The sequence below is a fragment of the Bacillus sp. MT94 genome, assembly GCF_058792475.1.
The window spans coordinates 48,134-74,158 of record NZ_JBXAEZ010000005.1 but is presented as its reverse complement, the minus strand read 5'-3'; the positions used below and the strand labels follow the sequence as shown (position 1 = coordinate 74,158).

The window sequence follows — 26,025 nt, the reverse complement described above, 5'->3', positions numbered from 1 at the left end:
TTAATTGAATGACTCTCTTTTTTGTAAAAGAAATTTATGGGAAAAAATAATTCTATGTGATATGGTTAATTACATAAGTAATAAACCTATGAACCTAAGGTGGTGAAAATGTGAAGCCGACTCTAGAACAAAATAAATTAATATACATACAAATTGCGGAAACGATTGAATCTGATATTTTAAAAGACATATTGCTTGAAGAAGAACAAGTTCCATCGACAAATCAATTTGCGAAGATGTTACAAATAAATCCGGCTACCGCAGCTAAAGGGGTGAATGTATTAGTGGATGAGGGGATTTTATATAAAAAGAGAGGGATCGGGATGTTTGTTGCAAAAGGAGCAAAAGAAGTTGTACTAAAAAAAAGACAAAATACTTTTATGACTGAATATTTACCTAAAGTGTGGGAAGAAGCGAAAGTACTAGAAATATCAAAAGATGAATTGATGGATATGATTCAAAAGATTACGAAGGAGGGGAAAGAGGGATGATTGCACTTGAAACGAAAGATGTAACGAAAAAGTATAAAAAGAAAATAGCTGTAAATGAAGTAACGATTTCATTGGAAGAGAATAAAATATATGGTTTGCTTGGAAGGAACGGAGCAGGGAAAACGACTTTATTAAATTTACTAGCAGGACAAATTACTTCAAGTAGTGGAAGTGTATCAATATTTGGTGAAGATGTTTTTGAAAATAGTAAAGCGATGCAAAATATTTGTTTCGTTAGAGTAAAAGAAGAGTCTCATTTAAGTTATAGCGTAAAAGAAATTTTTAAGATATGTAACATGTTTTATAAAAATTGGGATCAGAAGTTTGCTGAAGAACTGGCGGGTAAATTTCAGCTTAATATAACAGAGAAATACCATAAACTATCTCATGGCATGCAAACAGTTGTAGGAATTATTAAAGGGTCAGCAAGCAGAGCGACAATTACTATTTTTGATGAACCAACTACGGGATTAGACGCAGCACATCGTGAGTTATTTTATAGTTTACTACTAGAAGATTACGGGGAGTATCCCAGAACAATTATATTATCAACACATCTGGTAGAAGAAGTAACCCATGTTATTGAAGAAGTAATTATCATAAAAGAAGGTGCACTTGTTGTTCAATCAACAGTGGAAGATTTATTGCAACAAGGTCATATTATTTCAGGGCAAAAAGGTAAAGTGGAGGAGTTCTTGATTAATAAAAAAGTTATAAATAAAGAAATTTATGGGAATAAAGGTATTGCTGTTATATGGGAAGAGCTTTCTAATGAAGATTGTTACTCTCTTGAAAAAGAAGGTTTAGTAATTGATAGAATTACATTACAAAAACTATTTATTCACATGACTGGTAGTGAAGTGGAATGACGACGTTAATGAAACAATTGAGGTTACATATAAATTTTCATTATAAAGCAATTTTAATATTTTGGATTGTAGCTTTATTAATAAAAGGAGCTTTATATGCTGCTCATTTAAATGAAGCGAAAGTTGGTTATTTACCCGAAATTATCAATAATCCTTCAATTGCAATTATGATTTTTATAGTAGGGAGTGTTTTCATTGTTCAAGATGATGTATTTCGTTTAGCAGTTTCATTTGGTATAACGAGAATACAATATTTTATCGGAGCGATTTGTTATATCGTGTTGCAATCCGCATTGTTTTCATTCCTTCAAATACTGTTTTTACAAGATATAAAATATAACTTAGTAAATGTTAACTTTGGAGAGCAATTAATACAACAGTTTATTTTACAATTTTTATTTTATGTTACGATAGCATGTTTCTTTCAAGTAGTAGTAATTTTTAAGCAAAGATTTCAATGGATTGGTCTCATGATTGGTGGGTCGCTTTTCCTTTCAACAAATAGTGTGCTGTATGGAGAAGTAGGGATAAAAGGATTGTTATTTACAAATGATGTATCTTTAATAGATATCCCTTATTTTATTGTTATTTCAATTGGATTAACAATTCTTTATATCATAACTAGTAGTATATTTATTCGTAAAGTATCATTTGAACGAACAGTTTAAAATAGTGATAGATTATTCTTTTAGGGAGAAGGAAAATATATGGGAGACACGTCCTCACTAATAACCGTCTTTTTATGCATTGCACTACTAATATTTTGGCGTCGTTATCGCTCCATGCATAAGCCAATAAAGGGATCGGGAAAACGTATTTTATGGCCATTACTATTTTTAACACCAGGTATTGTATGGTTTTTAGGTCCCGTACATCCAGCTATATTACAAGTAATTATAGCGGTATTCATTGGTGTACTTTTTGCTGTACCGCTTATAGTATTAACAAATTATGAACGAAGAGATGATGGGAATATTTATACGAAAAAAAGTGCAGCTTTTTTAATTACTTTTATTGCACTTGTCTTTTTAAGATATGGTTCAAGACAATTTATCGTTGATTTAGATCAACAAACGATTGGTTTATTATTTTACGTTGTTGCAGTATCGTATATTTTTCCTTGGAGAATTGCCTGTTATATAAAGTTTAGGAAAGTTTGGCTGGAAAATAATAATCATGCTATATGAAAACTTCTCATTTGAGAAGTTTTTTTATTTTTACAGGTAAGCAAAACAAGTTGTTGAAGGGCAGGCTGTCATAGAATATGATACATATTATAATGAGGAAAAGTTGAGGGGATAAAAATGCGTACAATTTTACTTTTTCTAAACAACATGTTCATTAGCGAAATCGAGGACATTAGGCAAAAACATGATCCTTTATTTGGATTAATTCCACCGCATATTACAATTGTATTCCCATTTGAAAGTTCGATTTCAAATGATGAGCTGAAATTACATATTATAAATGTATCAAAACCGATACAGAATATAGAAATTGAATTTAAGAATCAAATTACAAGTGAAAGAGAATATTTGTTTTTACGAGTTGAAAAGGGGAAAGAACAAATAGAGGAACTACATAATATTCTATATACAGGACCTTTATTACAATTTTTGAAAGAAGACATTCCGTACATCCCGCATGTAACAGTTGGAAGAAAAGAAAGTGTCGCGTTAGCTGCTGAAGTAGTGAAGGAGATTCCTAGTTTTCATGGGAAGTTAAATTGTGTGATTGATAGAATAAGCGTGGAGCGAATTGGAGAGAACGGGGAATCAATTATTGAATTTGAAGTGCCATTTCTAAAAAGCTGACAAAAGTCAGCTTTTTATTTCGTAGCATGAAGTAATGCACCAATTGCACCGCTATTACCACCATCTTGTAAAAAGATTGGTGTTTTATTTTGATATTCGGTGTAGCTACTAATAATATGTTGAAGTTGTACGTTATTACATAAAGTCGAACCAATATAAATAATATGTTCAATGTTTTTTGTTTCAGCGAATTGAAGGCTTAATGCAGTAACGACTTCACCGACAAGTCCTTGTACAGTAGCTAGTATATCGGAGCTACTATTATTTGATTCTGTAATGGCTGCTTTTCCGAAGTTACTAGCAGTTAAGTTATTATCGATAGGGGAAAGAATACCACCATAAATATCTCCAACCGTAATATCTAGTTCTTTTCTAGATCCTACTTTTGTTAGAGGGATTACATCTTCAAAATGATCTATATTTGTTAACAATTTTGAAAGTCCCATAATAGTCCCACCGCCAACTCCGGTTCCACCAGCGCGAATATATTGTTCATTATAAACGTAATGGATAGAAGTACCTGTACCGATATTGGTTAAAATAAAATTGCGTATAGCATGTTTTTCTTCTTTTAATATGTATTGGACACCTGCAAGAGTAGCTTCAAATTCGTTTAGCTCTATTATTTTATATGAACCTGTAAGCAGTTGCTGTAATAGTTTCGATTTACCACCCGTAATACATATTTGTTTTATGCCATTGTTGTTTTTAATCCAATCTATTATTTTATGTTGTTCATGCGAATAAAATTTTTCAAAAGTTAATAGCCTTTTTTCGTTAAAATAAGCTATTTTCGTTAATGTTCCTCCAGCATCGATACCGATAGTGCGTTCCATTTTCCTGCTCCTAACTACGTAATATGTTTTCCTATTTATTTTTAATTGGTTGAGAATAGATATTCCCAACTGATATAAGGAACAATTTAATCTGCTTGATATATTAATAGTTTTTCTATAGTTACAATAGGCTGGTCGTTTACAGTTGCAATACCTTTACCAAGAACAAAACCTCGGCGATTGCGCGTTAGTTCATAATGTAAATCAAGTTTATCACCGGGATATGCTTTTCCTTGGAATTCAACTCCATCTAAAGAGGAGAGGAATCCTAGTCCTTCAGAATCACTTGTATGTACAAATGCACTAAGCTGAGCAAGTGCTTCTACAATTAACATATGAGGCATATGTTTTTGATTATCATTTATAAACCATTCGTTATTTGTAATGAGTTTATATCCTGTAACGGATTCACCTTGTTTTACATTTGTTACTTTATCAGTCATTAAAAATGGATAACGATGGGGAAGAGTGTCTTTAATATGCATATGAAAGTACCTCCAATTAATAATACCCCTGCTAAATTTAAGCAGGGGAGTGGGAACTAATTTTTAACTAATTCATTTACTTTTTCAAGAGTGAAAATGCCGCTATTTCTAATGTTTTCAACAACTTGTTGCAACACTTCTTTATCTTGAACGAGTGCAATACGTACGAAGCCTTCTCCGTGAGGTCCAAATGCATGACCAGGTGTAACAACGACATTCGCACGATCCATTAATGCATAAGCGAAGTCTAGAGAAGTCCATCCTTGTGGAATTTCAGCCCAGACAAACATACTACCAGCTGGCTTATCGACATTCCAGCCAAATGTTCGGAATCCATCGACTAAAGTATCTCTCCGTTCTTGATAAATATCGCGGTTTTTCTCACAAAATACAGCGCCATTTCTTAGTGCTGCAGATGCCGCTTTTTGAATTGGTAAAAATACACCGTAATCGGTATTAGATTTAAATTGAGTAAGTGCACGAACAATTTCTTCGTTTCCAATCATATATCCAATACGGCTACCTGCTAAACTATAACTTTTTGACAAAGAATTGATTTCTACACCAACTTCTTTAGCACCATGTACAGAGAGGAAGCTAATTGGCTTATTACCATCGAAATAAAATTCAGCATAAGCAAAATCATGGACAACGATAATATTATGCTTTTTCGCGAATGCGATTACTTCTTTAAAGAAATCTTCATGAGCCATTGCTGGAACGGGATTCCCTGGGAAGTTTAAAATCATCATCTTCGCTTGATCGGCAATTTCTTCAGGGATGACTCCTAAGTCTGGTAAGAAATCATTCTCTTTCTTTAAAGGCATGTAGTAAGATGTTGCACCAGCCATTTGAATACCTGTTTCATAAGCTGTATATCCTGGATCAGGAACTAATATAATATCACCTGGATTTGCATAAACCATAGGTAAATGAACGAGCCCGTCTTGTGAACCCATTAATAATAAAACTTCTTTATCCGCATTTAATAAAACGTTATGAGTGTTGTTGTAATATTCAGTTACAGCTTCGTGAAATTCTTGAATACCTGATAATGTATACCCGTAGCTCTCTTTCTCACTCGCTGTATGTACCATTGTTTCTCTTACAAAATCAGCGGGCGGCATATCAGGATTTCCGATGCTCAAATCAATCATGTTATGACCTGCTGCAATTTTTTCTTTTTTATAGGCTCCTAATTCACTAAATATAGAAGATTGGAATGCTTTCATTCTAGTTGCTAACGTGTAAGTCATCAAAACCCCTCCTAAAACAGTGCTTTCATTCTGCGTTTTTAATTATTCTGAAAACACATGTTTATATTTTATCATTTTTTTATGAAAATTAAAACGATTGACAAATTTAGAGGAAGGATTAGCCTATTTTGAAAAGTATCGATGTAAATAACGTAGACGTGTTAATTGAAATGTCTATTATAGGATTCATTTTATATAACTTAAGTTATTTTATAGTTTTTATTAAGTATTTGTGGAAGATTTCTAAAGTGAAATAACGCAGAAAATATTTTCTGCGTTTCCTCTGAAATGTAATCATTTCTTTTTATACGTGCATAATTTTTCAGCTGTCAAAAAGTATACATTTAATGTACCGTCGGCAACTTTTAAAGTTTGCTCTGATGTAAATGAATTACCATAATCAATGTGATATACATTAGAATTTTTGACAAATGAGCCTTTATATAAATCGTCTTTATTCTTTGTGGTTTGCATTTCTACTAAATTTTGCACAATTTCCTCTTTATTTTCTTTTTTGACAACTGTTTCAAATTTATAATATACAGGGCATTCACCATTTTTATTGTCAACGACTTCCCAAGAACCGTATATATCGTTATTGCTGCATCCACTAAGTAGGATGATTAGTATAGGAATTGTAAGTAGAACCTTTTTCATTTTGTGCTCCTTTCTTTTAAATTTGAATAAACGTGCGAATACGATAGGGATATTATAATAAATAAAGTTTAAATTTTTTTAAAGAATTATTTAATTTCATATAAAAATTTAGGAGAAATTAAATAAGCATGAATCTAGTGTAAAGTCAGATTCATGCTAGTACTATAGCCTATGTTATGTCTTTTTTGAGGATATATAAAGAGGAAAGCAGAAGCACTATTCCATTTATTATATATACGCTTGCGATCATAAAGGCTAACGTACCTGCGCCAAATCCTGCTTTATCGAATATAGAAGCAAATGTTGCGATAGTCAAAAAGATAATGGGAGTCAGTAGTAAAAATATGAAACCTGCCACGATTCTTTTTTTAAAACTATGTCCAGATAAGGAAATGGCTAAAAAGTTTAGGATGCTAAACAGAGCAATTGCAAAGAGCAGGACAATAAATACTTGGATGCCATCAGACATTTTACCACTCCTTTTATAAAGAGTACTCTTTATAATCTATTCGAAATAAAAGAGGGCTACTCCTTTAGATAATTTCAATAAACGTAATAAATAGGCGTATTATAAAACAAAGAAGTATGGATTCAATATTATATCCATACTTCTTTGTTTATTTTATAAATTCGCAGATTGCGAATGCTGTTTTTCATAATGTTTCTGCTTAGAAAGGGAAATAGAAATAATCAATAATGAAACGACTCCGAAGATGAGAACCATATATTGTAACCCAATTGTATCTAAGAAGAACCCTGTGCCAAGTAAGACGATTTGGAACATAACCCTCTCAAACATATTACGGAATGAGAAGAGGCGACCGTGATAACTTTTTTCAACTTTCGTTTGGAAAATTGTCGACATAATAGGGAAGAAGCAGCCAACGCTAAACCCAAACAAACCAAATGATGTAAGAGCCATCCATTTTATATCGCTAAAGAACAATGAAAGGTGTGCAAAAGCAGTACAAACTGCAAAGAAATATAGTAATTTTTCAGGTTTGAAATGATCAGATAGACGTTTAATTACGAAGGCACCTAACATAAATGCGACACCTTCAATTGTATATATGAACCCTTTAATCGTAGGATCATGTTGCATTTCGCTAATGTTAATAACCATTAAATTAAACCCAGCTATAAATAATAGAGGGATAATACTTAATATAAGTGCTGTAAAAGCAATAGGAATTCCTTTTAAAATACGAAATACTTCCATAAAGCTATTATCTTTTGCAGCTTGTTTACTTGGTGTTGTTGATTTCTTGTCTTCGAATTGTAGGAAGAAAGTCGAGAGGAATAATAAGGCGTATGCTGCCATTGAGAAGGCATACATGTACTGTAAACTCATCACAACTAAAAGAATTCCACCTAGTGAAGTACCTGCAATACGAGCGATTGTACCAACATTCATATGTACACCATTCATTTGTAATAACTCATGCTCACGTACGATGAGTGGAATTACAGATTGTAATGCAGGGAAATAAAATGCTGCTGAAATTTGAAGAGCAACCATAAATGCAATCATAAATGCGATACTTTCAAATTGAATAGCAAAAAACATGAAAATAACACTTAAAACTCGACCAAACCCAGCGTAAAGAAGAACTTTTTTCTTTTCATACTGATCGATGACACGGCCAGCCATAGGTCCAACTAGAACACCGGCTAATAGTCCGATAAATAATATAACTGATTTCATGAAATCAGAAGGGACATATTTTTGCATAAATTCAAGGTTGCCAAGAATACCAAGCCATAATCCTAGACCTGCAATAAACTCCCCAATTAAAACAATCCAAACGTTTTTATTACGCCACATAACATAAAACCTCTCCGTCTTTTAAAATGAAAAACTCGTATATAAAACCTCCTTATTTATGTAGTATTTTTATACGAACTTTTTTAGAGTCAGAGTCTATATTACGTGTTTCATAATTGAATTTCAATCTTTTTGATTTGTCAAAAATTTGATGCGTTAATTGATGAAATAAGTGAATTAAAACATAAAAAATTTATGATTAAAGCTAATAGAAAGTAAGGGTACATATAAAAAAGCAAGAACGTATAACTACGCCTCGCTTTTCTCAAGTACAAAATTAAATATTAGATTCACTTAGCAACATTTACGCTCTTGTCCAATAGCTAAAGCGCTAAAAGATAGTGGGCCAACAACTTCTGCGCTTGCACCACTAGTAAGGTTTTCTACAGTTAATGAATATTCGTGTGTTCCACTGCTAACGTTTTGATCTATAGCTTGAAATGTTTGTACGTAGAATTGTTCAGAATCTGTAGATTCAATACCTACTTGTGCATTAAAAATTTCAATATTATCACGGAAAATTCGGAATAAAACTTGTGAAGTCTCAGTTATACCTTCTACACCAATTGTAGCGATTAATTCTACTCGATTATTACGTGAATCTCTACTTGAAATTCGCAATTTCAAATTTGCTAAAATTGCTTTATTTGGAGAAGCTGGGATTGCAAAAGTTGTTTCACCAGTTTTACTTATAGGCTGAGTAGCTTGGTAATCAATGATATGAGTCATATTCTTCACCTCCTCATATACTAGAATATGAAAATAGTGAATAATTAGTTTGGACAAATACTAGATTATTTAATAGAGTCAACAATAATTATTGAAAAGAAGAAATTCACATAAAAGCATTAAGAATATATCACAATAAGATGATATTTTTCTTAATGCTTTTTGTAATTAAGCAGAATATTCTTCTTTACGTACTTCAAAAAATTCATTACGTCGTAAGTAATTATAAATTTTCTCTGAAACCTCTTCTTCTTCAGACACTAAGAAACGATGATCAAAAGCGTAGAAAGATTGACCTTTAATTAATTTTACGTAATACATATTAAACGCCTCCTGACACTAGATTATTACTTGCTTCATATTATGATGGCCTATATGTCTGCTAAAAATACTTGGAGTTTCAAAGGGGATAAGTAAAGGGATGAAAGAGCTTACAATTCTGTAAGGTTTATGTCACCTTTTTCGATAGTTTGTATTTACCAGTTTCTTCTATAATGCAAATAGGTTACATAAAATAAGGGGGTAAAAAGATGGATGAAATAATTGGAGAAGTTGTAGCTGGTATTTGTGAATTTGTAGTGGAAGTAACAGCGGATGCTATAGGAAATTTAGTTTCTGGAAATGATGAGGAAAAAGAAACATTATAATAATTTGTAAAAGAATAAAGTTGATCAAATTATAAAGGCTGATTTCTAAAGGGAAATCAGCTTTTTTATTTTTTACATTATATTAATTTAATTTGAATATTCATTTGTTATCATATTTAAGAAGCCTATATAAGGAGGTGAATAAACAAATATGTCGAATTCAGGGCCTGATTTATCTGTTTCTCGTTTGATTGTGGTAAATATAGAGGAAAAAGAATATCATTTTATTGTTCGTGAACATCCGATTGTAGGGAAATTTATATCGCTATTTGAAAATGGGAAAGAATACGGTTTAATAGATAAACAAATCGCTAATAAAGATAAATTTATTACAGCGGAGCTTACTAAGTTAGATTATTTTAATATAGATGTTTTATATCTTACACCTGGGTGGATATGGATTGGTATGGATCAATTTGGTTTACATGCTCGTGAGGCTACTTATAACGAAGTAGATGTTATTATGAAGTTGAAAGAGGATTTATATTATATAGATATATACGAAGAAATAAAAATGTAGTAAATATTTATTCAGGTTAGGGGGGAAGTTCCCATAGTCTTTTTTTTGTTTAATAATAAAGTGAAAAATTATATTATTTTAATGAAAGGTAAATATGATAAGAAGTGAGATGAAAAGAGGATTTGAAAATACATTAAGAGAATTGTAGTAATTATATGAGTCGTATATGTAAATAACAATAGAAAGAAGATGATAATATGAGTAAAGAAGAGCTTGTGAAAAAACAGTTTGGCAGCAATGCAGATAAATATGTAAATAGTAAAATACATGCTAAAGGACTGGATTTACAATATGTAGTTCAACAAGTTGAGTCTCGTCATAATAATCGTCTTCTTGATGTTGCTACTGGTGGCGGGCATGTGGCAAATATGTTAGCACCTATGTTTGAAGAAGTAGTTACACTTGATTTAACAGAACAGATGTTAGAAAAAGCAAAAGTTTTTATAAAGCAGAATGGTCATGAAAATGTATCTTTTGTAGCAGGAAATGCAGAGAATTTACCATTTGCAGACCATTTTTTTGATACAATTACATGCCGGATTGCAGCCCATCATTTTACGAATCCGGCTCAATTTATTTATGAAGTAAATCGTACGTTGGAGGATAATGGATTATTCATCTTAATAGATAATGTTTCGCCAGAAAATAATGAATATGATACATTTTATAATTTTATAGAAAAGAAGCGGGACCCAAGTCATGAACGAGCTCTAAAAAAGACAGAATGGCTTACTTTATTAGAAAAAAACGGTTTGCAAATGCAGTCATGTCTTACTTTTGATAAGAAGTTTGATTTTGACTGGTGGTGTAATATGATGGATGTCCCTGTACAAAAGCGTGAAAAATTAACAGAATGTATGATGAAAGCACCAAACGAAATGAAGGAATATTTTAATATTCAACTTAAAAATAATAAAGTAGATTCGTTCTATACTGAAATGGCTATGTTTATATGTAAAAAAAGTACAACATTAAAAAGATAAATGTGTTGCAGTCTTTCTGAAGTACGATATACTTAGTACAGAGAAACTGTGAATTGAGGAATAGTTATTATGATTCGTGTACGCATTGAAGGTACTGAGGAAGAAATGCTTGAATTTATGGGGAAAATGCCAGACATTCCTGGATTTGAAAAGACACATATGAGAGAGCCAAGAAAAGGAAATAACCCGAAATACGATTCAAGTAAAAATGTACTAGCATATTTGTCTTATAAAAAGATTGAAGTCGCCAATAAATAGGCGGCTTTTTTAGTTTGCACTGTTTCACCGCCTTGTCTTTTTCACATAATAATAATAGTAGATTATGCTGAAGAGGGGTGAGAATAGTTAATAAGAAAATCATCTTTTTTGGAGACTTTGGTATTGATGACGCCGTAGCGTTAATTTATGCAAATAAAACATGTAAATTAGATATTCTAGGTATTGTTGCAGAGTACGGGAATGTATCACGAGATATCGTTACGGAAAATGTTTATTTTTTAGAAAGGTACTATGCTACACAAGTGAAAATTATTGAAGGTGCGAGTAGGCCGATGACAGCTGAAGAACCTTTGTTTTTCCCTGAAATCCATGGGGATCATGGTTTAGGTCCTATTATTCCACCTGAAATGAGAATTTGTAAACGAGAAAATTTTTGTGAATTAATCAAATTAATCGAACCTTGTCCAGAAGATATTATAATTGTGGCGACAGGAAGACTAACGACGCTTGCTACGTTATTTTTATTGTATCCAAATATAATGGATCGTATTTGTTCGTATTATATAATGGGCGGCGCTTTCCTATTTCCAGGTAATGTTACACCAGTATCTGAAGCGAATTTTTATGGTGATCCAATTGCAGCAAATATTGTTATGAAATATGCGAAAAACGCTACTATATACCCGTTAAATGTAACACAGGGTGCGCTTATTACGCCTGAAATGGCCAATATAATAGATAAACAAGGAACTGGACAGGCGAAACTCATTAAACCAATGATTGATTTTTATTATGAGAATTTTTATAAAAAAGAATATCCAGGTATTGGTGGAAGTCCCATACACGATTTACTACCGTTTGTCTCGTTTATAAACGATAGTATTTTCGAATATAAAAAATCGGCAGTGTGGATTAGTACGACAAATGATGTGACTAGGGGCCAAAGTGTAGCAGACTTTAGAAAAATAGCTGAACCAACAAGGTTTGATGATCGGCCGATTCAAAGAATTGCTGTTGGTTTTAACTATCCTGCTTTTAAAGAAGAGTTTATGCGAACAATATTGAAGCCAGATTGTCCTTAATGTGTGTAATAAAAAGTCGGATAAATCGTTAGTTCGAAAAATAGTTTATCGGTGTGTATTATTCTCAAAAATCTTATAGTTGAGCAGTATGAATAACTTATGAAAAATGTCACATAACTAATGGTAAGCAATTGTTTCTAATTATATTTTGATTGGTTAAATATAAAGGAGGTTATTATATGATTTGGTCTTTAATCGTTGGTGGTTTATTAGGATGGTTTGCAAGCTTAATTACTGGAAGGGATGTACCAGGTGGTGTAATTGGTAATATTATTGCTGGTATTATCGGTTCTTGGGTTGGTTCGAAATTACTTGGTAGTTTTGGTCCAGTCATTGGCGGATATGCAATTATTCCAGCTTTAATCGGTGCGATCATTTTAATTTTCATCGTAAGCTTCTTATTACGAGCAATGCGAAAATGAATGTAAGGACTGTTTACATTTGTAAGCAGTCCTTTTTATATGTTATGCTAGTATTATACAATCAGGAGGTGTCAGCATTGAAAACATTCACAGTAAATTTCCATCAAGAAGATAATGCTAAAGCGACAACAGTACATAAATTAAGTGAAGAGGACTTCAATAAAGCAACTGAAAAAGGTACTCGTCATTTATTTGATTTAGATACAAACGTTGGCTTCTTCGTATTCTTTGATGCAGAAGATGCAGAAGGAAATGATCAATACTTAATGTTACAATATGAAGGAGATCATGAAGAACCAACTGCGTGTTATGGATTTGATTTAAAACTATACTATCAATTTTTAGCACTATACTTAAATGATCTGGAATACCAAGGTGAAACAGATGAGGAAGAGGAAGAATATGGTCCAATTCATCATTTAGCTCACTTACTTTATCATATTGTTGAAGACGGTAAGTCAATCGAAGTGTAATATACATATTTAAAGCTGTCCTTTTGGGGCAGCTTTTTTATATGACATTGAAATGGTGTACTTTGAGCTAAATAAAGTGAAGCTTTAATCAGTGGGTGGTTCATCCCCACTGATTATTAGCCCTACCAATCGGGCTTTTACGGGCAGCCCTTACCCCCATCTAACTTCTTTGCTTCGAAGTGGGGATCTTACTGCCCGGCAAATAGCGGGATAAATTAATAATAGAAATTTATTTATTACTTTCATGTTAGCATCGTAAAACACCTGTTATAATGATTGTAATTAAATTCATGGAGGCTAATTTTATGCTTGTAGATGTAAAAGCTTTTATTAAAGCTGCAGGTTTAACATGTATTTCATCATTAAGTGGAGATAACACGTTTGCTTATAATTTTGAAACTGTAAAAAATACTATCGCTACATTTTTTAAGAAGCTAAGATTTACCGTATAATTTTATTTTAACCAGTAGGAAAAGAGTAATCACTTCCTACTGTTTTTTTTGTTTCAAGGAGTTGTTGTGAGAGCATGTTTTAAGTTATAGATAGAGGATATTATCATTGAGAAGAGAAGGTTTAAATAAGGAGATGAATACAGTGATTAACAATATAATTCCAAGTTTTTTAAAATTATGGGAAAGTGACGATTTAGAATTAGAAGCCCTTAATCGATACTTTACTTCGCATTCAGAGGTATTTGAAGAATACTTTAAGTATCATTGTCCTAAAACGAAAGAACGTCTTTCTAATGCCATTAAACAATATCCCATAAAAATAGAAGATATTCATATTATTGCAGAATCATTACCAATCATTATTCAAGAGGTAACAAATGAATATCGTAATAAATATAACTTTGATGTAAATATGAAATTCCATGTATTCGTTGGAGGATTTGGTTCAAATGCATTTGTAGAAAGGGAAATCATTGGAGACATATTTTTTGCGGCAGAAAAATTATCTCCAGATTTGAATCATCTTCGTGTTATTGCTGCTCACGAAATAGGTCATATATATCATAATGTTATGCTACAAAATACTGGAATGGATTGGACTAGGGCTGAATGGACCGATGCGTCGGTAAGTTTGTATCGTGAAGGTGTTGCAACTTATTTATCAAAAAAAATCGTTAAAGATTTAAATGAGTCTGTTTACTACTCATATAATAGTGACGGTGATCTATGGCTACAATATTATAAAGAAAATGAAGAGAAAATAAAGAAACGTTTTTTAAAAGATTATGTTGAAGGATGGACAGATGAAAAAGAGAAAGAATGGTTCCGTTTATCAGGAGGTAGTTACTTCGGATATAACAGACTTGGTTACTTTTTAGGAACAGCTTTTGTAACATATTTTGTACAAGCCTTTGGAGAGAATGAAGCACTGACTTTTTGGAACAAACATAATTTGAAAAGTAGTGTAATGGGTTGGTTATCGAAATGAATAAGATGCAATAGGGGGGTAAAATGATGAAAGGGTATTTGAAAATAGTTATGTTGTTTTTGGCTATAGCATGTATGTTTGCGCTAGCAGCATGTAATGGGACAGACGAAAAAAAGGAAACAAATCCAACCTTGGAAAATAATAAAAATGAACAAAGCAATTCTTCAGAAGAACAGAAAAATCCTGAAGCAAAACCAAGTAATGAAAAAACAACAAAACCATCACCTGAGCCAGATTCGAAAAATAGAACACTTAATCAAAAATCAATTAACCACGTTAAAGATTTGTTTGAACTAGCAAAAGAAGGAAAGGTACCTAATGTGCCATTTGGAGCCCATACAGGGGATATTGAAGAAATTGAAAAAGCGTGGGGGCAAGCAAATAAAACCGAATATGCAGGGAATGGAATGTACGCAACTTTTACAAATAAAAATGTTGTTTTCGGATTTAATAAAGGGTCACAAGTTTTTGATGTACGCTCATATCATGCAGAACTAAAATTGATTACATTACAAGAAATTGAAAAAGCATTAGGAAAACCATCTTCAGTTAAAGAGAATGGTGAAGATAAAATATATGTATACAAAGTAAATAACCAGTATGAGCTGAAATTTGTCATTCCAAAATCGACTGGTAAGGTAGATCATATTTCTGTATTTTCACCAGAGGATAGTATTAATAAAATGGCAGGATAAGAAATTAAGTGATTTCAAAAACACCTCACTTTATTGAAGTGAGGTGTTTTTAGTTGTAAATAAGGAACGTCTCCTGCCATATAAAACATACTTTCATATGCGAAATACTTCACTTTTGTTTTTTAATATTCATCCAATAAGAAATATTGATCTACTGAAAAAGTAGTAACCTATAAATTATGTGTAGGCTGGTTCATGATTTTTTTACGTTCTAAATTTTGAACAAACAGTGCTTGAACAATACCTCCAATTAATAAGAAACTAGCACAAATATAAAACAGCATACTTCCATTTAATTTACTTAATAAAACTGCACCAATAACAGGTCCACACGTTCGAGATATATCCCAGTGTATACCGTAAATTGAAAAATATAAACCACGTTTATCATGAGGTGCAATTTCTGAAACGAATCGCAATAAATGGTTTAAAGCAATACTTTCTCCAATGACTAAAAAGAGTAAGGTGAAGAACAACGACAATATCGTCGTTGAATAACTAAAGCCAACTGCAGCTATCGTATAGCAGGCGTAAGAAATAAGGATGATTTTCGCCATAGAAAATCGTTCAGACCATTTTACGAGGAAGATTTGTAGAATGATTTCCAAAATGGCTTTGCATGTTGAAATGAATGCGAGTATGAATACGAGATTAGGAAATACATGTTCTGCAAAAATACGATAATTCGTCTCAGTTTGTGCATAAAAAAAGCTAATAGGAAGTGTAGAAAGCATAAGACCGAATATGGCGTAATGTTTAAAAACAAATTGCTTTGGTGAACTTGCCTCAACTGTTTGTTTTGACTTACTTATAGGTGGAACGGTTTCTGGGAGCTGGGTCCAAACAACAACGGCATATATCGTAAGGGTTACACTTTGCACGATAAATAAATATTCTGGGTGAGTATTATAAAAACTTGCACCGATTAAAGGGCCGATTACGGATCCAATTGCTCCCATCGTTTGTAGAAGAGCAAAAATTTCTGCTTGCTGCTCTTTTTTTGTTAAATCAGCAATTTGTGCACGTTGAGCCGGAATATATAAGGAACGGCCAATGCCATTAATGACATATAACAGTGCAAATATAAAAACGGATTGAGCGAAAACGAAACTACCGATTGCAACACTTTGTAGCAATAAGCCGAGTAACATAATCTTTTTCCGGCCATATTTATCAGTAATTCCTCCAGCAATAAGTGTAAATAAAATGTCTGAAAGTGGCTGTAATCCGAAAATTAGCATAGTTATTATTACATTGCCGTTTAACATTTTATTAACGTAAATAATCATAATGATAGCTAGCATAGATTCAGTCGTTCGGGTTAATAATTCACCACACAGTCTAATAAAAATAGGTTTATTGTAACGAAGTAAGAGATAATTCAATATTAATTCCTCCTTTCTATATTGAAATGATAAGATGAAAGAAGAATTGGAAAAAGGGTAGAAACAATAGGGAGTATTTTTCACCTTTTAGGGGGATTATGATGTTTATTTTAGATCAATATATTGAACTATGGATTGCTTATGGAAAAGGGAAAAAAGAGGGAGAACGATTGGAAGTAACAGTGCAAAATATATCTGAAACATTATTTTGTACAGAGCGTAATAGTAAATTAATTATAAAAAAATTAGATGAGTTAAATTGGATCAAGTGGTTTCCAGGTCGCGGCAGGGGAAATCGTTCTAAGTTAATATTTCAAAAGCACCCGATGTCTTTAATTTTAGATAGAGGAAAAGAAATAACGAAAAAAGGGGATGTGAAAAGCGGAAGCATATTTGTGGAACGCTATAGCTCACATTTTCCGTCAGTAAAGGGAGAATATCACTGCTGGGTAGATTCAATATTTGGTCATAAGATTGAAATGACATCTGAAGGGAGAAGAGATGTACTCCGGTTGCAAGTACAAATGAATTTAGATATCACATTAGATCCTGTATACGCTACAATGCGTTCAGAATGTCATATGGTAAAACATATATTCGACACACTCGTGTATGTAGACGGTAATACAAACATTATAGAGCCAAGACTTGCATTTCACTGGGAATATAATGACGCTGAAAAAATATGGACGTTTTATTTACGAAAAGGAGTTCACTTTCATAATGGAAAACAACTTACTGCACATGATGTTATATACTCATTGAATCGATTTATGAAGCTGGAAAATAATGCACACGCATGGATGTTACAACACGTTGAAAGTATCCGTTCAGTGGATGACTACGTTGTCGAAATTCAATTACAAACGGAAAATAAAATGTTTTTACATATGATAAGTGCAGAACAGTGTTCTATCGTGAATGAAGATGAAGCAGGAGAGCTAATTGGAACAGGGTCTTTTCAATTATATAAAAGTAATGAAAATCTGTTCATTTTAGAAGGTCATCCTTTATATTTTCGTGAAAGACCTTTTTTAGATCGTGTTGAGTTGTGGAATGTAGAACAAGGTGTAAGTACATACGATGTTTTAGTAAAGGCGCAGTATAAAGATAAAGAAAAACATAATAAAGAATTGTCTCGGCTTGAGTCGAACGTGACATATATAACATGTAATCTTACGAAAGAAGGACCAATGCAAGATGAGTTATTTCGGAAAGCGTTATATAAAATCATTCATGGTTATACAATCGTTCAAGAACTCGGCGGAGAACGTGGAGAAGTGGCAAAGAAACTAATATTAGCAGGTGAAAGCATTGTAGAGATTGAGGAAGATGTAGAAAGTTTAATTAAAAGGAGTACTTATCATAATGAAGTGCTACAGCTCTACACATTTACAGGACGAGATCATGTTGAAGATGCACAATGGATACAAAAAGAGTGTGCGAAGTACGGGATTCGTGTAGAAAATAATTTTCTTGATATAGAAGAGCTATTGGAAGTAAGTACGATACAAAAGGCTGATATGATGCATGATAGTGCCACAATAAGCGAACGAATAGAAGATAGTCTATTATATATGTTTCTTACAAAAAATAGTTTTATTCATGGACAAAGCAACATGGACTTTTATGAAAAGTTGTCTATTTATTTTAAACAAGAAGAATTAGAGAAAAGAGTTACATTGTTACGCGATATTGAGGATACTTTGTTACGTCAAATTCATATTATTCCTTTGTATCGTAATAAACAAGAGGTAAGTACACATGAAAAAGTCCAAAATATAATGATTAATTCACAAGGTTGGATTGATTTTTATAATATTTGGTTTAAATCTTGATATATAAGGGCTTTTGCGCATTTTCATAAGATGTGTAAGAGCCTTTTTTGTATGTAGGAATAGGTTTGTTTTACACATTGTTACGCTACTTGTGATAAAAGTCTATTTACAGCGTAACAGTGTTATGTTACATTGTTATCAGGAAGGAGTGTTATACAGTTGAGTACAGATTTGATTTCAAAAAAAGATTTATTAGAACTAACTGGCATTTCATACGGACAGTTATATAGGTGGAAAAGAAAAAATTTAATACCGGAAGATTGGTTTGTACGAAAGTCAACATTCACGGGTCAAGAGACATTTTTTCCGAAAGAAAAGATATTAGAGCGTATTGATAAAATCCAAACGATGAAAGAGGATTTATCACTTGATGAACTAGCGAATATGTTTTCACCGAGTGTGAGAGAAATTCTTTTAACAAAGGAAGACATTTTACGTAAGGGGATTGCATCAGAACCAGTTTTACAATTTTTCATAGAACAAACGAATAAAACAGCAGAGTTTCAATTTGTAGATATTCTTTATGTGTACATGTTAGAAGAATTATTACAATCGGGAGATATTAGTTTAGAAGAAGGAAAAATGGTCTTGCAAGTTTTACGTGAAAATTATGAAGCAATTAAACATAAAACTTGTGATTTAATCATTGTACGAAAGTTAGGGATTTCTACATGTTTATTAGTTTCAAACGTGGAAGATTTAATTTTTGAAAAAGGCACTAAAATCGTTTTACGCGAAGCGATTATGAAATATACCGAAGCATTAAAAACGAAATTGTTGTAGTGGAGGAGAAAGTATGCGTACAGATAATTTGATTATAAATGGTTACGGTTCATCGAATGGTGGCGAGTTTCATAAAGTGCAATTAAACGGAAAAGGTACTGTGAATGGAAATGTTGAATGTGACCAATTTGAATGTAACGGTTACGGTGCCGTTACTGGAAATTTGAAAAGTAGCAATGCAAGAATTAGTGGATCAGGTAAAATCGACGGTACAGTTCATGCTGAAACGATGCGAATTGATGGAAAAGCAACAATTACGCAAGATGTGAAGGCAAACAGTTTGAAAATTGCAGGAAAAGGTACGGTAGGTGGAAATGTCACTGGTGAAGAATTTAAAGTCAATGGTCAAGCGACAATTGATGGTAATTGTGAAGTGGATACGTTTTCTTCAGAAGGACAATTTACAATTGGTGGATTACTGAGCGCTGATGAAATAAATATTAATATTCACGGTACATGTCGAGCGAAAGAAATTGGTGGTCAAACGATTAAAGTAAAACATAGACTAAGTACTTTTAGTAGGCTGTTTAAATCAGTATTTGGTATGCAATTAGAGGCTGAACTATTAGAAGGTGACAATATCGATATTGATTATGCTCACATAAGAACGGTAAGAGGAAATAATGTTACGGTAGGACCGAACTGTGAGATTGAACTGATCGAATATACGGGTGTTCTTACTGTTGATAAAAGCGCAAATGTAAAAGAAATGAAGCAGATTTAATGGAAGGGAGAAAATGATATGGAACATCAACATAGTCTTACTGTTAATGGTTCTGGTAGTTCAGCAGGCGGAGATTATAATAAAGTGAAGATTCGCGGTGAAGGAACGATTTCTAATGACATGAGCTGTAATGAATTTAAAACGTACGGCACGAGTGAAGTGTGCGGTAATATGAAAGTGAAAAGTTATGTCGTGTATGGAGATAGTGAAGTACAAGGAAATGTAGATGCGGAATATGTAAAAGTATACGGAAATACACAAATGCATAGTGATGCTCATATTGAAAAAATAAAAGTAAGAGGTATGATAGAAGTTAAGGGGAAATTAACTGGTGATTTCGTAGATGTGAAAGGCGCTTTAAATGTAAAAGGAGATATTGAAGTTGAAGAACTGTCACTAACTGGTGGCCTTGAAAGTGATGGATTACTTAATGCTGAAAATATTGAAATTTCACTTCGTTATGAAGGTAGCAAAGTAAGAGAAATTGGCGGTAAGAAGATTACCGTTCGTAAAAAAGCGAGATTTATTCCATTTACAAATCATGCTGGAAGCCTCCAAACGTCTATCATTGAAGGAGATGAGATTTATTTAGAGCATACGATTGCTGAAGTAGTAAGAGGAAATAATGTTACAATTGGTCCCGGATGTGAAATTAGTGTTGTAGAATATCATACTAGTTTTAATCAAAAAGGTAATGCAGTCGTAAAGGAACATAAACAAATATAAGTAGTACGAGGGAGAGCAAGGTTATGGTTGAAAAGAATAATAAGCTCGGCTTTGTTGTAGCGGGCTTATTGCTAGGTATTTTAATGGCATCAATGGATAATACCATTGTCGTAACAGCGATGGGAACAATCGTTGGTGATTTAGGAGGCCTTGAAAACTTTGTATGGGTCGTTTCTGCCTATATGGTCGCAGAAATGGCAGGTATGCCGATATTCGGAAAACTATCAGATATGTATGGTAGAAAGAGGTTCTTTATTTTCGGTTTAATCGTCTTTATGATTGGTTCGGCGCTTTGTGGTACTGCTGAAAATATTACACAGTTAGGGATTTATCGTGCCATTCAAGGTATTGGCGGCGGGGCATTAGTGCCGATCGCGTTTACTATCGTTTTTGATATTTTCCCTCCTGAAAAGCGCGGGAAAATGGGTGGTTTATTCGGAGCAGTATTTGGTTTATCGAGTATTTTTGGTCCGTTGCTTGGTGCGTATATTACAGATTACATAAGCTGGCACTGGGTATTTTATATTAACTTACCACTTGGCATTTTAGCACTTATTTTTATTACATTCTTTTATAAAGAATCACGCGTTCATAGAAAGCAAAAAATTGATTGGTTTGGCGCAATTACTTTAGTTGGTGCAGTAGTTTCTTTAATGTTTGCGCTTGAACTAGGCGGACAAAAATATGATTGGGATTCTAGCTTTATTTTAAGTTTATTTGGTGGATTCGCTATTTTAATCATCGCATTCATTTTTATTGAACGAAAAGTAGAAGAACCAATTATTTCATTTGAGATGTTTAAGCAGCGCTTATTCGGAATGAGTACAATTATTGCATTATGTTACGGTGCTGCATTTATGTCAGCAACTGTTTACATTCCGTTATTCATTCAAGGTGTATACGGCGGGACTGCAACAAACTCAGGATTATTACTTTTACCTATGATGCTAGGATCAGTCGTAACAGCGCAGTTAGGTGGATTTTTAACGACTAAGCTGAGCTACCGAAACATTATGATTATTTCTGCTGTTATTATGTTAATCGGATTATTCTTATTAAGTACATTAACGCCAGAAACAAGTCGTGCATTATTAACGGTTTATATGATTATTATCGGATTTGGAGTAGGTTTCTCATTCTCTGTACTAAGTATGGCTTCAATTCATAACTTCGGTATGGAACAGCGTGGATCTGCAACTTCAACGAGTAATTTCATTCGTTCATTAGGTATGACACTTGGTATTACAATCTTCGGAATGATCCAAAGAACAGGTTTCCAAGATCAATTAGAAGAAGCATTTAAAGGTATGAGCGGGGGAATGAATACAAACACATTAGGGGATTCAAGAGCCATTTTATCAGAATCGGCAAGATCTCAAATCCCTCCGCAAATATTAGATAAGATTATTGATGCTCTTTCTAGTTCAATTGTTCAAACGTTCATGTGGGCATTGGTACCAGCTGGATTAGCATTCATATTCATTTTCTTTATGGGAAATGAGCGCATGGTAATTAAGAAACAACAAAAGAATAAAAAGAGCGAAACATCAAAAGCGTAATGAAAAAGCTCCTTTCCAATTGGAAAGGAGCTTTTTCATATGTATGGTGTTAGATTAGCCTTCGATAATTTCGTATTCTTCGTCTGCAAGTAATAAAATTTGTGTTTTCTTACCTTTGTTTTGAACTTCGATTACATCGTATGCGCCTAAGTCTCTTACTTTGCTTTGAGAAGCGTTAACCATAACTTCCATAGAATCAATTAAGATATCTTCTTCAATGTATGATTCAGGCAATGCCATATCTTCAGTTTCTAATACACATGCGTATAGATTTTGTAAGTTTTCAGCAGTTGGGTTTTGTTCCTCAACATCAATGATGTTTTTTACTGCTTCCATATTTTCTTCTTTTACTTGGTATACTTTAATTTTAGCCATTGTTTTAATCTCCTTTATAACGTAATCGTAGAGGCTACACTTCATTATAACGTTTTTTTCATGAAAGATGAAATTGTTATATGTATTTATAGTAAAAATTATGTGTTATTACTCATTATTGGTGTAATTCCCTTACTAATATTATGAATAGGTAACGATATTCCTACGTTAAAGTTATATTGTCCAAGCTTTTTTGTTTTCCTTTCATATATATGTATTAGCTATTCTATCTAAAGAAGGGATGGAGTGTAAGTGGATTGTGAGCCGAAACGTGATTGTGGATGTTGCCAAAATAGTATATGTGAATTTTTACAAAGTCTAGAACCGTATACTAAAGTTGAAAGTATTGTAATAGCAGGAAACGAAATCGTTGTATCCTATTTTCTTTCGTTTAATGTGATGAAAGGGATTGTATCATTTGTACAAGAAGACAGTGAGGTTATATTTGTAGATTGCTCAAAAATTGATGCAATCCGAATAGGAAAAGTTTGTAGTTGCAAATCGAAAGTTAAATATATTGAAGAGGACTTTAGCTTGCTAGGAAATGTGTGCCCGCAATGTTTAACAGAGGGGAGCACAATCTTTTTCGATTTTCATGATCCAGAATTAAATTTATCTTTACAAGCGAAAACAATTGATGCACCTATATGTACTGAATTTACAGATGAACTTGGGAATATAGTAAAGCAAGTTGCAATCGTAGGTGAAGCAATTGTTTCTAAGGATTTTGTTCAAGTACCTGAACTGTTAGATTTTCGATTAGTTTTATCGGATACTGCTGCGAACCCTTTGAAGTTTGGAATACTATTCATTAATTTTCCTGATATTACATTCATTATTCTTTTCGCATCTAGTGGATACTTAAACATTTCAAATTGTTTAAAAGTAGAGAGTGGAACTGGTAATATCGAAATAGAAGAGCTGAAAAAAATGATAAAGGATGACGATAACACGTACAAATCGGTTGTTAAATTGACTAAGGTATATAAGAATGGTGAGACGGAATCTTTTATTTCTAAGAAGGAGTTATAACGCATTTTTTGATAAATCCTCATACATTATGTTGAGGGTTTATACATACACGATGTATATTCTAAAGTTTAAAAAGTGAGATACTCTTTTTTTATTAGATGTTATAATAATTTTATATTTGTGAATAATTTATAATTATATAAAATTTTAGTTTAATAGGTGTTTGCTTATATGGTAAGTGGTTTATTGAAAAATTATATATATTGAATCTTAAATATTTAGAATACGATTGATTTTAAAGAAGGCGGGAATGTAAATGATATATGAAGCGAATATACGTACAAGAAAAAAACTAGTTTCTATGTTTGATGATTTCAATAACGTTGTTTTACTTTCTTATTTACAAGGACATATGGGTACTGCTTGGGTAAATGATCTTGAAAATCCAACAGTAGCACAAGTTACGGTAGGAATTTTCACATTTTACGCTGGAGACCCAAATGTGCAAGAAACAGAAGAGTTATTACGTAATATTCCAGAAAGAATTTTAGTTATCGTAAATAGTGAAGAGTGGAAACAACGCCTAGAAACATTCCATGAAAGAAAAATAGATAAGTTTTTACGTTATAAATTCAAACGAAATCCAGAAGTTTTTAATCGTTCAAAATTACAATCTTTTATATCAACCCTTCCAAAAGGATATGAGCTAAAAAGAATAGATGAGCATATCGCAAATAGCCCTACATTACATAAGATCTCCGAAGATTTTACAAGTCAATTTCAGTCGGTAGAAGATTATATAAACCGTGGTATAGGTTATAGCATTTTATATAACGGAGAAGTTATATGCGGTGCATCCTCGTATAGTATTTATAATGATGGAATTGAAATTGAAGTTGCGACTGATCACAATCATAGAAGAAAAGGTTTGGCAACTGTAGTTAGTGCAGCTCTTATATTGGATTGCTTAGAAAATGGAAAGTATCCAAACTGGGACGCAGCGAATACTACATCTGCTAACCTAGCAGAAAAGTTAGGATATGTTTTTGATAAAGCGTATGATACTTATTTTGTGGATAATAGATGAGTGAAGGAATTACATACTAAAAAATAAATGCGCCCTAGTACGTAAGTCTAGGGCGCATTTATTAGTTGGTAAATATCTTCATAACAATCTTATCACATTTCATCTTTTGAATGTTTGGAATTAAAGATATTTATGTGACTTTTTGAAAAAATAAAAGAGCAGCTAGCAAAAGCTAACTGCTCCTCTCCAAGGGAGAATGGAGAAATACAATCATGTTATCTATAGTATTGACGGAACATAGAGTTTTAATCAAAGCCCCACTGATTAAAGTTTCACTTTATTACATTTACAATTTAAATAGTAGAACGTGTTTTTCGTAGTTCTCCAAACACCAATTATATTTTTTTAGAATAATTGGATGAACTGCTTCTTTCGTAGTATCGACTTCAGTATAGCCATATTTCTTATAAAAGTTTTCTAATTCCTCAAAAGGAAGACAATATACATCTTGTATTTGTGATTTTCTCGCAGTTTCTACTAAAAATGAAACAAGCTCACCAGCTAATTGTAGCCCTCTAAATTGAGGCAGAATAAAAATTCCACCCATTTCTAAAGTATCTGCATCTATTTGGACTAATCGTCCAACACCTGCATCCTCATTGTTATATGTAATAATTGCAACTTTATCTCTCTTTAAATCACTTCGTACAAATCCTATTGAGTCATATTGATTATTAACCCATTCTAAATCGTTAGATGTGGCCAATTGAATACTCATATACATCCTCCTTGGAAATACTAGCGCTCTCTTCATTATATAGAACATAACATACTATATCAAAAGAACCTTGAGATAGCACATTTGTTTAAGTTATTAGTTAAAAGTGTGGGATTGCTGGCATTGAAATGTAGGCTTCACCAAATATAGGATAATAATGTTGTGAATTTAGTGTTACATAGTCAAAATAAAAAATAGTTCATGTGTTCGATAACGCACGATTGTTTAAGTGTAGAGAAAATCATAGGGGTATTTTAATTAGTAGCTACTGTATTCATTGAAGCTATTAAGGAAATGTGGTAATCGCCAGCCTTATTGATACAAATCATATTAGGATTTAGTAAAAAACTCTTCCTGAAAAAGAGGGAGATTAAAGATAAGAGCACTTCGAAAAGTGCCCTTCAGTAATGACTAC

32 protein-coding genes are annotated in these 26,025 nt (G+C 32.6%); 21 read left to right on the top strand and 11 right to left on the bottom strand.

Annotated features, from left to right (window positions below; genetic code table 11):
• Positions 1 to 110: 110 nt before the first annotated feature.
• From AC1Q51_RS18540 to AC1Q51_RS18520, 5 genes are all read left to right on the top strand, one after another.
• Positions 111 to 491 (top strand): GntR family transcriptional regulator, encoded by a 381-nt coding sequence (locus tag AC1Q51_RS18540; RefSeq protein WP_000805185.1) that lies wholly within the window; start codon positions 111 to 113, stop codon positions 489 to 491.
• Positions 488 to 1,360, top strand: coding sequence for an ABC transporter ATP-binding protein (locus AC1Q51_RS18535; protein ID WP_492331636.1), 873 nt, complete (start codon positions 488 to 490; stop codon positions 1,358 to 1,360). The genes AC1Q51_RS18540 and AC1Q51_RS18535 overlap by 4 nt, the downstream gene beginning before the upstream one ends.
• Positions 1,357 to 2,028, top strand: a complete 672-nt coding sequence (locus tag AC1Q51_RS18530) for a DUF4052 domain-containing protein (protein WP_000209601.1) — start codon at positions 1,357 to 1,359, stop codon at positions 2,026 to 2,028. The genes AC1Q51_RS18535 and AC1Q51_RS18530 overlap by 4 nt, the downstream gene beginning before the upstream one ends.
• A 39-nt stretch (positions 2,029 to 2,067) precedes the next feature.
• Positions 2,068 to 2,547: a CcdC family protein gene (locus AC1Q51_RS18525; protein ID WP_000502962.1), complete on the top strand. Its 480-nt coding sequence runs from the start codon at positions 2,068 to 2,070 to the stop codon at positions 2,545 to 2,547.
• Positions 2,548 to 2,664: 117 nt separating this feature from the next.
• The gene (locus tag AC1Q51_RS18520; RefSeq protein ID WP_001259198.1) at positions 2,665 to 3,174 is read left to right on the top strand and encodes a 2'-5' RNA ligase family protein; all 510 of its coding nucleotides are present in this window, start codon (positions 2,665 to 2,667) and stop codon (positions 3,172 to 3,174) included.
• Between the two features lie 14 nt (positions 3,175 to 3,188).
• Here the strand turns inward: AC1Q51_RS18520 and coaW are convergent, their stop codons facing one another.
• The 8 genes from coaW to AC1Q51_RS18480 all read right to left on the bottom strand — a co-directional run bounded on the left by coaW (position 3,189) and on the right by AC1Q51_RS18480 (position 9,283).
• Positions 3,189 to 4,010 (bottom strand): type II pantothenate kinase, encoded by an 822-nt coding sequence (gene coaW / locus AC1Q51_RS18515; protein WP_000442499.1) that lies wholly within the window; start codon positions 4,008 to 4,010, stop codon positions 3,189 to 3,191.
• An 86-nt stretch (positions 4,011 to 4,096) separates the two neighbouring features.
• Positions 4,097 to 4,495, bottom strand: coding sequence for a 3-hydroxyacyl-ACP dehydratase FabZ family protein (locus tag AC1Q51_RS18510; protein WP_000547673.1), 399 nt, complete (start codon positions 4,493 to 4,495; stop codon positions 4,097 to 4,099).
• Between the two features lie 56 nt (positions 4,496 to 4,551).
• Complete coding sequence (locus AC1Q51_RS18505) at positions 4,552 to 5,751, bottom strand: LL-diaminopimelate aminotransferase (protein WP_000222704.1); 1,200 nt, start codon at positions 5,749 to 5,751, stop codon at positions 4,552 to 4,554.
• Positions 5,752 to 6,045: 294 nt separating this feature from the next.
• Positions 6,046 to 6,408 carry a hypothetical protein gene (locus tag AC1Q51_RS18500; RefSeq protein ID WP_000757024.1) on the bottom strand — a complete coding sequence of 121 codons (363 nt, stop codon included), beginning with the start codon at positions 6,406 to 6,408 and terminating at the stop codon, positions 6,046 to 6,048.
• 169 nt (positions 6,409 to 6,577) lie between these two features.
• Positions 6,578 to 6,877, bottom strand: coding sequence for a hypothetical protein (locus tag AC1Q51_RS18495; protein WP_001279472.1), 300 nt, complete (start codon positions 6,875 to 6,877; stop codon positions 6,578 to 6,580).
• 153 nt (positions 6,878 to 7,030) lie between these two features.
• Entirely contained in the window at positions 7,031 to 8,233 is a 1,203-nt protein-coding gene (locus AC1Q51_RS18490; RefSeq protein WP_000269261.1) for an MFS transporter, read from the bottom strand.
• A gap of 294 nt (positions 8,234 to 8,527) precedes the next feature.
• Entirely contained in the window at positions 8,528 to 8,962 is a 435-nt protein-coding gene (gene exsC / locus AC1Q51_RS18485; RefSeq protein ID WP_000148797.1) for an exosporium protein ExsC, read from the bottom strand.
• A 168-nt stretch (positions 8,963 to 9,130) separates the two neighbouring features.
• Positions 9,131 to 9,283 carry a YqbF domain-containing protein gene (locus tag AC1Q51_RS18480; RefSeq protein ID WP_000291905.1) on the bottom strand — a complete coding sequence of 51 codons (153 nt, stop codon included), beginning with the start codon at positions 9,281 to 9,283 and terminating at the stop codon, positions 9,131 to 9,133.
• Between the two features lie 477 nt (positions 9,284 to 9,760).
• On the opposite strand from AC1Q51_RS18480, the gene AC1Q51_RS18475 reads away from it, so the two are divergent.
• The 9 genes from AC1Q51_RS18475 to AC1Q51_RS18435 all read left to right on the top strand — a co-directional run bounded on the left by AC1Q51_RS18475 (position 9,761) and on the right by AC1Q51_RS18435 (position 15,443).
• A complete protein-coding gene (locus AC1Q51_RS18475) occupies positions 9,761 to 10,129 on the top strand; it encodes a hypothetical protein (RefSeq protein WP_000071476.1) in 369 nt (122 codons plus the stop codon).
• 197 nt (positions 10,130 to 10,326) lie between these two features.
• Positions 10,327 to 11,112: a class I SAM-dependent methyltransferase gene (locus AC1Q51_RS18470; protein WP_090977764.1), complete on the top strand. Its 786-nt coding sequence runs from the start codon at positions 10,327 to 10,329 to the stop codon at positions 11,110 to 11,112.
• 69 nt (positions 11,113 to 11,181) lie between these two features.
• On the top strand, positions 11,182 to 11,370 hold the full coding sequence (locus AC1Q51_RS18465; RefSeq protein ID WP_000621885.1) for a DUF3970 family protein: 189 nt from the start codon (positions 11,182 to 11,184) through the stop codon (positions 11,368 to 11,370).
• Positions 11,371 to 11,447: 77 nt separating this feature from the next.
• On the top strand, positions 11,448 to 12,413 hold the full coding sequence (locus tag AC1Q51_RS18460; RefSeq protein WP_001223685.1) for a nucleoside hydrolase: 966 nt from the start codon (positions 11,448 to 11,450) through the stop codon (positions 12,411 to 12,413).
• 179 nt (positions 12,414 to 12,592) lie between these two features.
• Positions 12,593 to 12,835, top strand: a complete 243-nt coding sequence (locus tag AC1Q51_RS18455; RefSeq protein WP_025118015.1) for a GlsB/YeaQ/YmgE family stress response membrane protein — start codon at positions 12,593 to 12,595, stop codon at positions 12,833 to 12,835.
• Between the two features lie 77 nt (positions 12,836 to 12,912).
• Entirely contained in the window at positions 12,913 to 13,308 is a 396-nt protein-coding gene (locus tag AC1Q51_RS18450) for a hypothetical protein (protein WP_025118014.1), read from the top strand.
• Positions 13,309 to 13,613: 305 nt separating this feature from the next.
• Positions 13,614 to 13,760, top strand: coding sequence for a hypothetical protein (locus AC1Q51_RS18445; protein WP_000959548.1), 147 nt, complete (start codon positions 13,614 to 13,616; stop codon positions 13,758 to 13,760).
• Between the two features lie 133 nt (positions 13,761 to 13,893).
• A complete protein-coding gene (locus tag AC1Q51_RS18440) occupies positions 13,894 to 14,748 on the top strand; it encodes an aminopeptidase (protein WP_199717223.1) in 855 nt (284 codons plus the stop codon).
• A gap of 23 nt (positions 14,749 to 14,771) precedes the next feature.
• Positions 14,772 to 15,443, top strand: a complete 672-nt coding sequence (locus AC1Q51_RS18435; protein WP_002094054.1) for a YjgB family protein — start codon at positions 14,772 to 14,774, stop codon at positions 15,441 to 15,443.
• A 170-nt stretch (positions 15,444 to 15,613) separates the two neighbouring features.
• Here the strand turns inward: AC1Q51_RS18435 and AC1Q51_RS18430 are convergent, their stop codons facing one another.
• Complete coding sequence (locus AC1Q51_RS18430) at positions 15,614 to 16,828, bottom strand: MDR family MFS transporter (protein WP_090977774.1); 1,215 nt, start codon at positions 16,826 to 16,828, stop codon at positions 15,614 to 15,616.
• A 101-nt stretch (positions 16,829 to 16,929) separates the two neighbouring features.
• On the opposite strand from AC1Q51_RS18430, the gene AC1Q51_RS18425 reads away from it, so the two are divergent.
• The 5 genes from AC1Q51_RS18425 to AC1Q51_RS18405 all read left to right on the top strand — a co-directional run bounded on the left by AC1Q51_RS18425 (position 16,930) and on the right by AC1Q51_RS18405 (position 22,458).
• Positions 16,930 to 18,666: an ABC transporter substrate-binding protein gene (locus AC1Q51_RS18425; protein ID WP_071732081.1), complete on the top strand. Its 1,737-nt coding sequence runs from the start codon at positions 16,930 to 16,932 to the stop codon at positions 18,664 to 18,666.
• A gap of 159 nt (positions 18,667 to 18,825) precedes the next feature.
• Positions 18,826 to 19,449: a YhbD family protein gene (locus AC1Q51_RS18420; RefSeq protein ID WP_000102246.1), complete on the top strand. Its 624-nt coding sequence runs from the start codon at positions 18,826 to 18,828 to the stop codon at positions 19,447 to 19,449.
• Between the two features lie 13 nt (positions 19,450 to 19,462).
• The gene (locus AC1Q51_RS18415; protein WP_001258371.1) at positions 19,463 to 20,173 is read left to right on the top strand and encodes a bactofilin family protein; all 711 of its coding nucleotides are present in this window, start codon (positions 19,463 to 19,465) and stop codon (positions 20,171 to 20,173) included.
• An 18-nt stretch (positions 20,174 to 20,191) separates the two neighbouring features.
• Entirely contained in the window at positions 20,192 to 20,899 is a 708-nt protein-coding gene (locus AC1Q51_RS18410) for a polymer-forming cytoskeletal protein (RefSeq protein ID WP_000401031.1), read from the top strand.
• 23 nt (positions 20,900 to 20,922) lie between these two features.
• The gene (locus tag AC1Q51_RS18405; protein WP_097923896.1) at positions 20,923 to 22,458 is read left to right on the top strand and encodes an MDR family MFS transporter; all 1,536 of its coding nucleotides are present in this window, start codon (positions 20,923 to 20,925) and stop codon (positions 22,456 to 22,458) included.
• Positions 22,459 to 22,512: 54 nt separating this feature from the next.
• Here AC1Q51_RS18405 and AC1Q51_RS18400 read toward each other — a convergent pair whose 3' ends face one another.
• Positions 22,513 to 22,833, bottom strand: a complete 321-nt coding sequence (locus tag AC1Q51_RS18400) for a hypothetical protein (RefSeq protein WP_001062742.1) — start codon at positions 22,831 to 22,833, stop codon at positions 22,513 to 22,515.
• A gap of 252 nt (positions 22,834 to 23,085) precedes the next feature.
• On the opposite strand from AC1Q51_RS18400, the gene AC1Q51_RS18395 reads away from it, so the two are divergent.
• Both AC1Q51_RS18395 and AC1Q51_RS18390 read left to right on the top strand, forming a co-directional pair.
• On the top strand, positions 23,086 to 23,865 hold the full coding sequence (locus tag AC1Q51_RS18395) for a BC_2878 family exosporium-associated protein (RefSeq protein ID WP_071714224.1): 780 nt from the start codon (positions 23,086 to 23,088) through the stop codon (positions 23,863 to 23,865).
• A gap of 256 nt (positions 23,866 to 24,121) precedes the next feature.
• Complete coding sequence (locus AC1Q51_RS18390; RefSeq protein ID WP_492331635.1) at positions 24,122 to 24,892, top strand: GNAT family N-acetyltransferase; 771 nt, start codon at positions 24,122 to 24,124, stop codon at positions 24,890 to 24,892.
• A gap of 286 nt (positions 24,893 to 25,178) precedes the next feature.
• On the opposite strand, the gene AC1Q51_RS18385 is transcribed toward AC1Q51_RS18390, so the two are convergent.
• Positions 25,179 to 25,610 (bottom strand): GNAT family N-acetyltransferase, encoded by a 432-nt coding sequence (locus AC1Q51_RS18385; RefSeq protein ID WP_097821858.1) that lies wholly within the window; start codon positions 25,608 to 25,610, stop codon positions 25,179 to 25,181.
• Positions 25,611 to 26,025: the final 415 nt, after the last annotated feature.

Bases quoted from the DNA above. Each gene is read 5' to 3' on its own strand.
- AC1Q51_RS18400 (WP_001062742.1), bottom strand. From the start codon at position 22,833: ATGGCTAAAATTAAAGTATACCAAGTAAAAGAAGAAAATATGGAAGCA.
- AC1Q51_RS18440 (WP_199717223.1), top strand. From the start codon at position 13,894: ATGAATACAGTGATTAACAATATAATTCCAAGTTTTTTAAAATTATGG.
- coaW (WP_000442499.1), bottom strand. From the start codon at position 4,010: ATGGAACGCACTATCGGTATCGATGCTGGAGGAACATTAACGAAAATA.
- AC1Q51_RS18525 (WP_000502962.1), top strand. From the start codon at position 2,068: ATGGGAGACACGTCCTCACTAATAACCGTCTTTTTATGCATTGCACTA.
- AC1Q51_RS18410 (WP_000401031.1), top strand. From the start codon at position 20,192: ATGGAACATCAACATAGTCTTACTGTTAATGGTTCTGGTAGTTCAGCA.
- AC1Q51_RS18490 (WP_000269261.1), bottom strand. From the start codon at position 8,233: ATGTGGCGTAATAAAAACGTTTGGATTGTTTTAATTGGGGAGTTTATT.
- AC1Q51_RS18425 (WP_071732081.1), top strand. From the start codon at position 16,930: ATGTTTATTTTAGATCAATATATTGAACTATGGATTGCTTATGGAAAA.
- AC1Q51_RS18435 (WP_002094054.1), top strand. From the start codon at position 14,772: ATGATGAAAGGGTATTTGAAAATAGTTATGTTGTTTTTGGCTATAGCA.
- AC1Q51_RS18465 (WP_000621885.1), top strand. From the start codon at position 11,182: ATGATTCGTGTACGCATTGAAGGTACTGAGGAAGAAATGCTTGAATTT.
- AC1Q51_RS18415 (WP_001258371.1), top strand. From the start codon at position 19,463: ATGCGTACAGATAATTTGATTATAAATGGTTACGGTTCATCGAATGGT.
- AC1Q51_RS18470 (WP_090977764.1), top strand. From the start codon at position 10,327: ATGAGTAAAGAAGAGCTTGTGAAAAAACAGTTTGGCAGCAATGCAGAT.
- AC1Q51_RS18500 (WP_000757024.1), bottom strand. From the start codon at position 6,408: ATGAAAAAGGTTCTACTTACAATTCCTATACTAATCATCCTACTTAGT.
- AC1Q51_RS18475 (WP_000071476.1), top strand. From the start codon at position 9,761: ATGTCGAATTCAGGGCCTGATTTATCTGTTTCTCGTTTGATTGTGGTA.
- exsC (WP_000148797.1), bottom strand. From the start codon at position 8,962: ATGACTCATATCATTGATTACCAAGCTACTCAGCCTATAAGTAAAACT.
- AC1Q51_RS18480 (WP_000291905.1), bottom strand. From the start codon at position 9,283: ATGTATTACGTAAAATTAATTAAAGGTCAATCTTTCTACGCTTTTGAT.
- AC1Q51_RS18510 (WP_000547673.1), bottom strand. From the start codon at position 4,495: ATGCATATTAAAGACACTCTTCCCCATCGTTATCCATTTTTAATGACT.
- AC1Q51_RS18385 (WP_097821858.1), bottom strand. From the start codon at position 25,610: ATGAGTATTCAATTGGCCACATCTAACGATTTAGAATGGGTTAATAAT.
- AC1Q51_RS18520 (WP_001259198.1), top strand. From the start codon at position 2,665: ATGCGTACAATTTTACTTTTTCTAAACAACATGTTCATTAGCGAAATC.
- AC1Q51_RS18390 (WP_492331635.1), top strand. From the start codon at position 24,122: ATGATATATGAAGCGAATATACGTACAAGAAAAAAACTAGTTTCTATG.
- AC1Q51_RS18445 (WP_000959548.1), top strand. From the start codon at position 13,614: ATGCTTGTAGATGTAAAAGCTTTTATTAAAGCTGCAGGTTTAACATGT.
- AC1Q51_RS18535 (WP_492331636.1), top strand. From the start codon at position 488: ATGATTGCACTTGAAACGAAAGATGTAACGAAAAAGTATAAAAAGAAA.
- AC1Q51_RS18405 (WP_097923896.1), top strand. From the start codon at position 20,923: ATGGTTGAAAAGAATAATAAGCTCGGCTTTGTTGTAGCGGGCTTATTG.
- AC1Q51_RS18495 (WP_001279472.1), bottom strand. From the start codon at position 6,877: ATGTCTGATGGCATCCAAGTATTTATTGTCCTGCTCTTTGCAATTGCT.
- AC1Q51_RS18505 (WP_000222704.1), bottom strand. From the start codon at position 5,751: ATGACTTACACGTTAGCAACTAGAATGAAAGCATTCCAATCTTCTATA.
- AC1Q51_RS18455 (WP_025118015.1), top strand. From the start codon at position 12,593: ATGATTTGGTCTTTAATCGTTGGTGGTTTATTAGGATGGTTTGCAAGC.
- AC1Q51_RS18530 (WP_000209601.1), top strand. From the start codon at position 1,357: ATGACGACGTTAATGAAACAATTGAGGTTACATATAAATTTTCATTAT.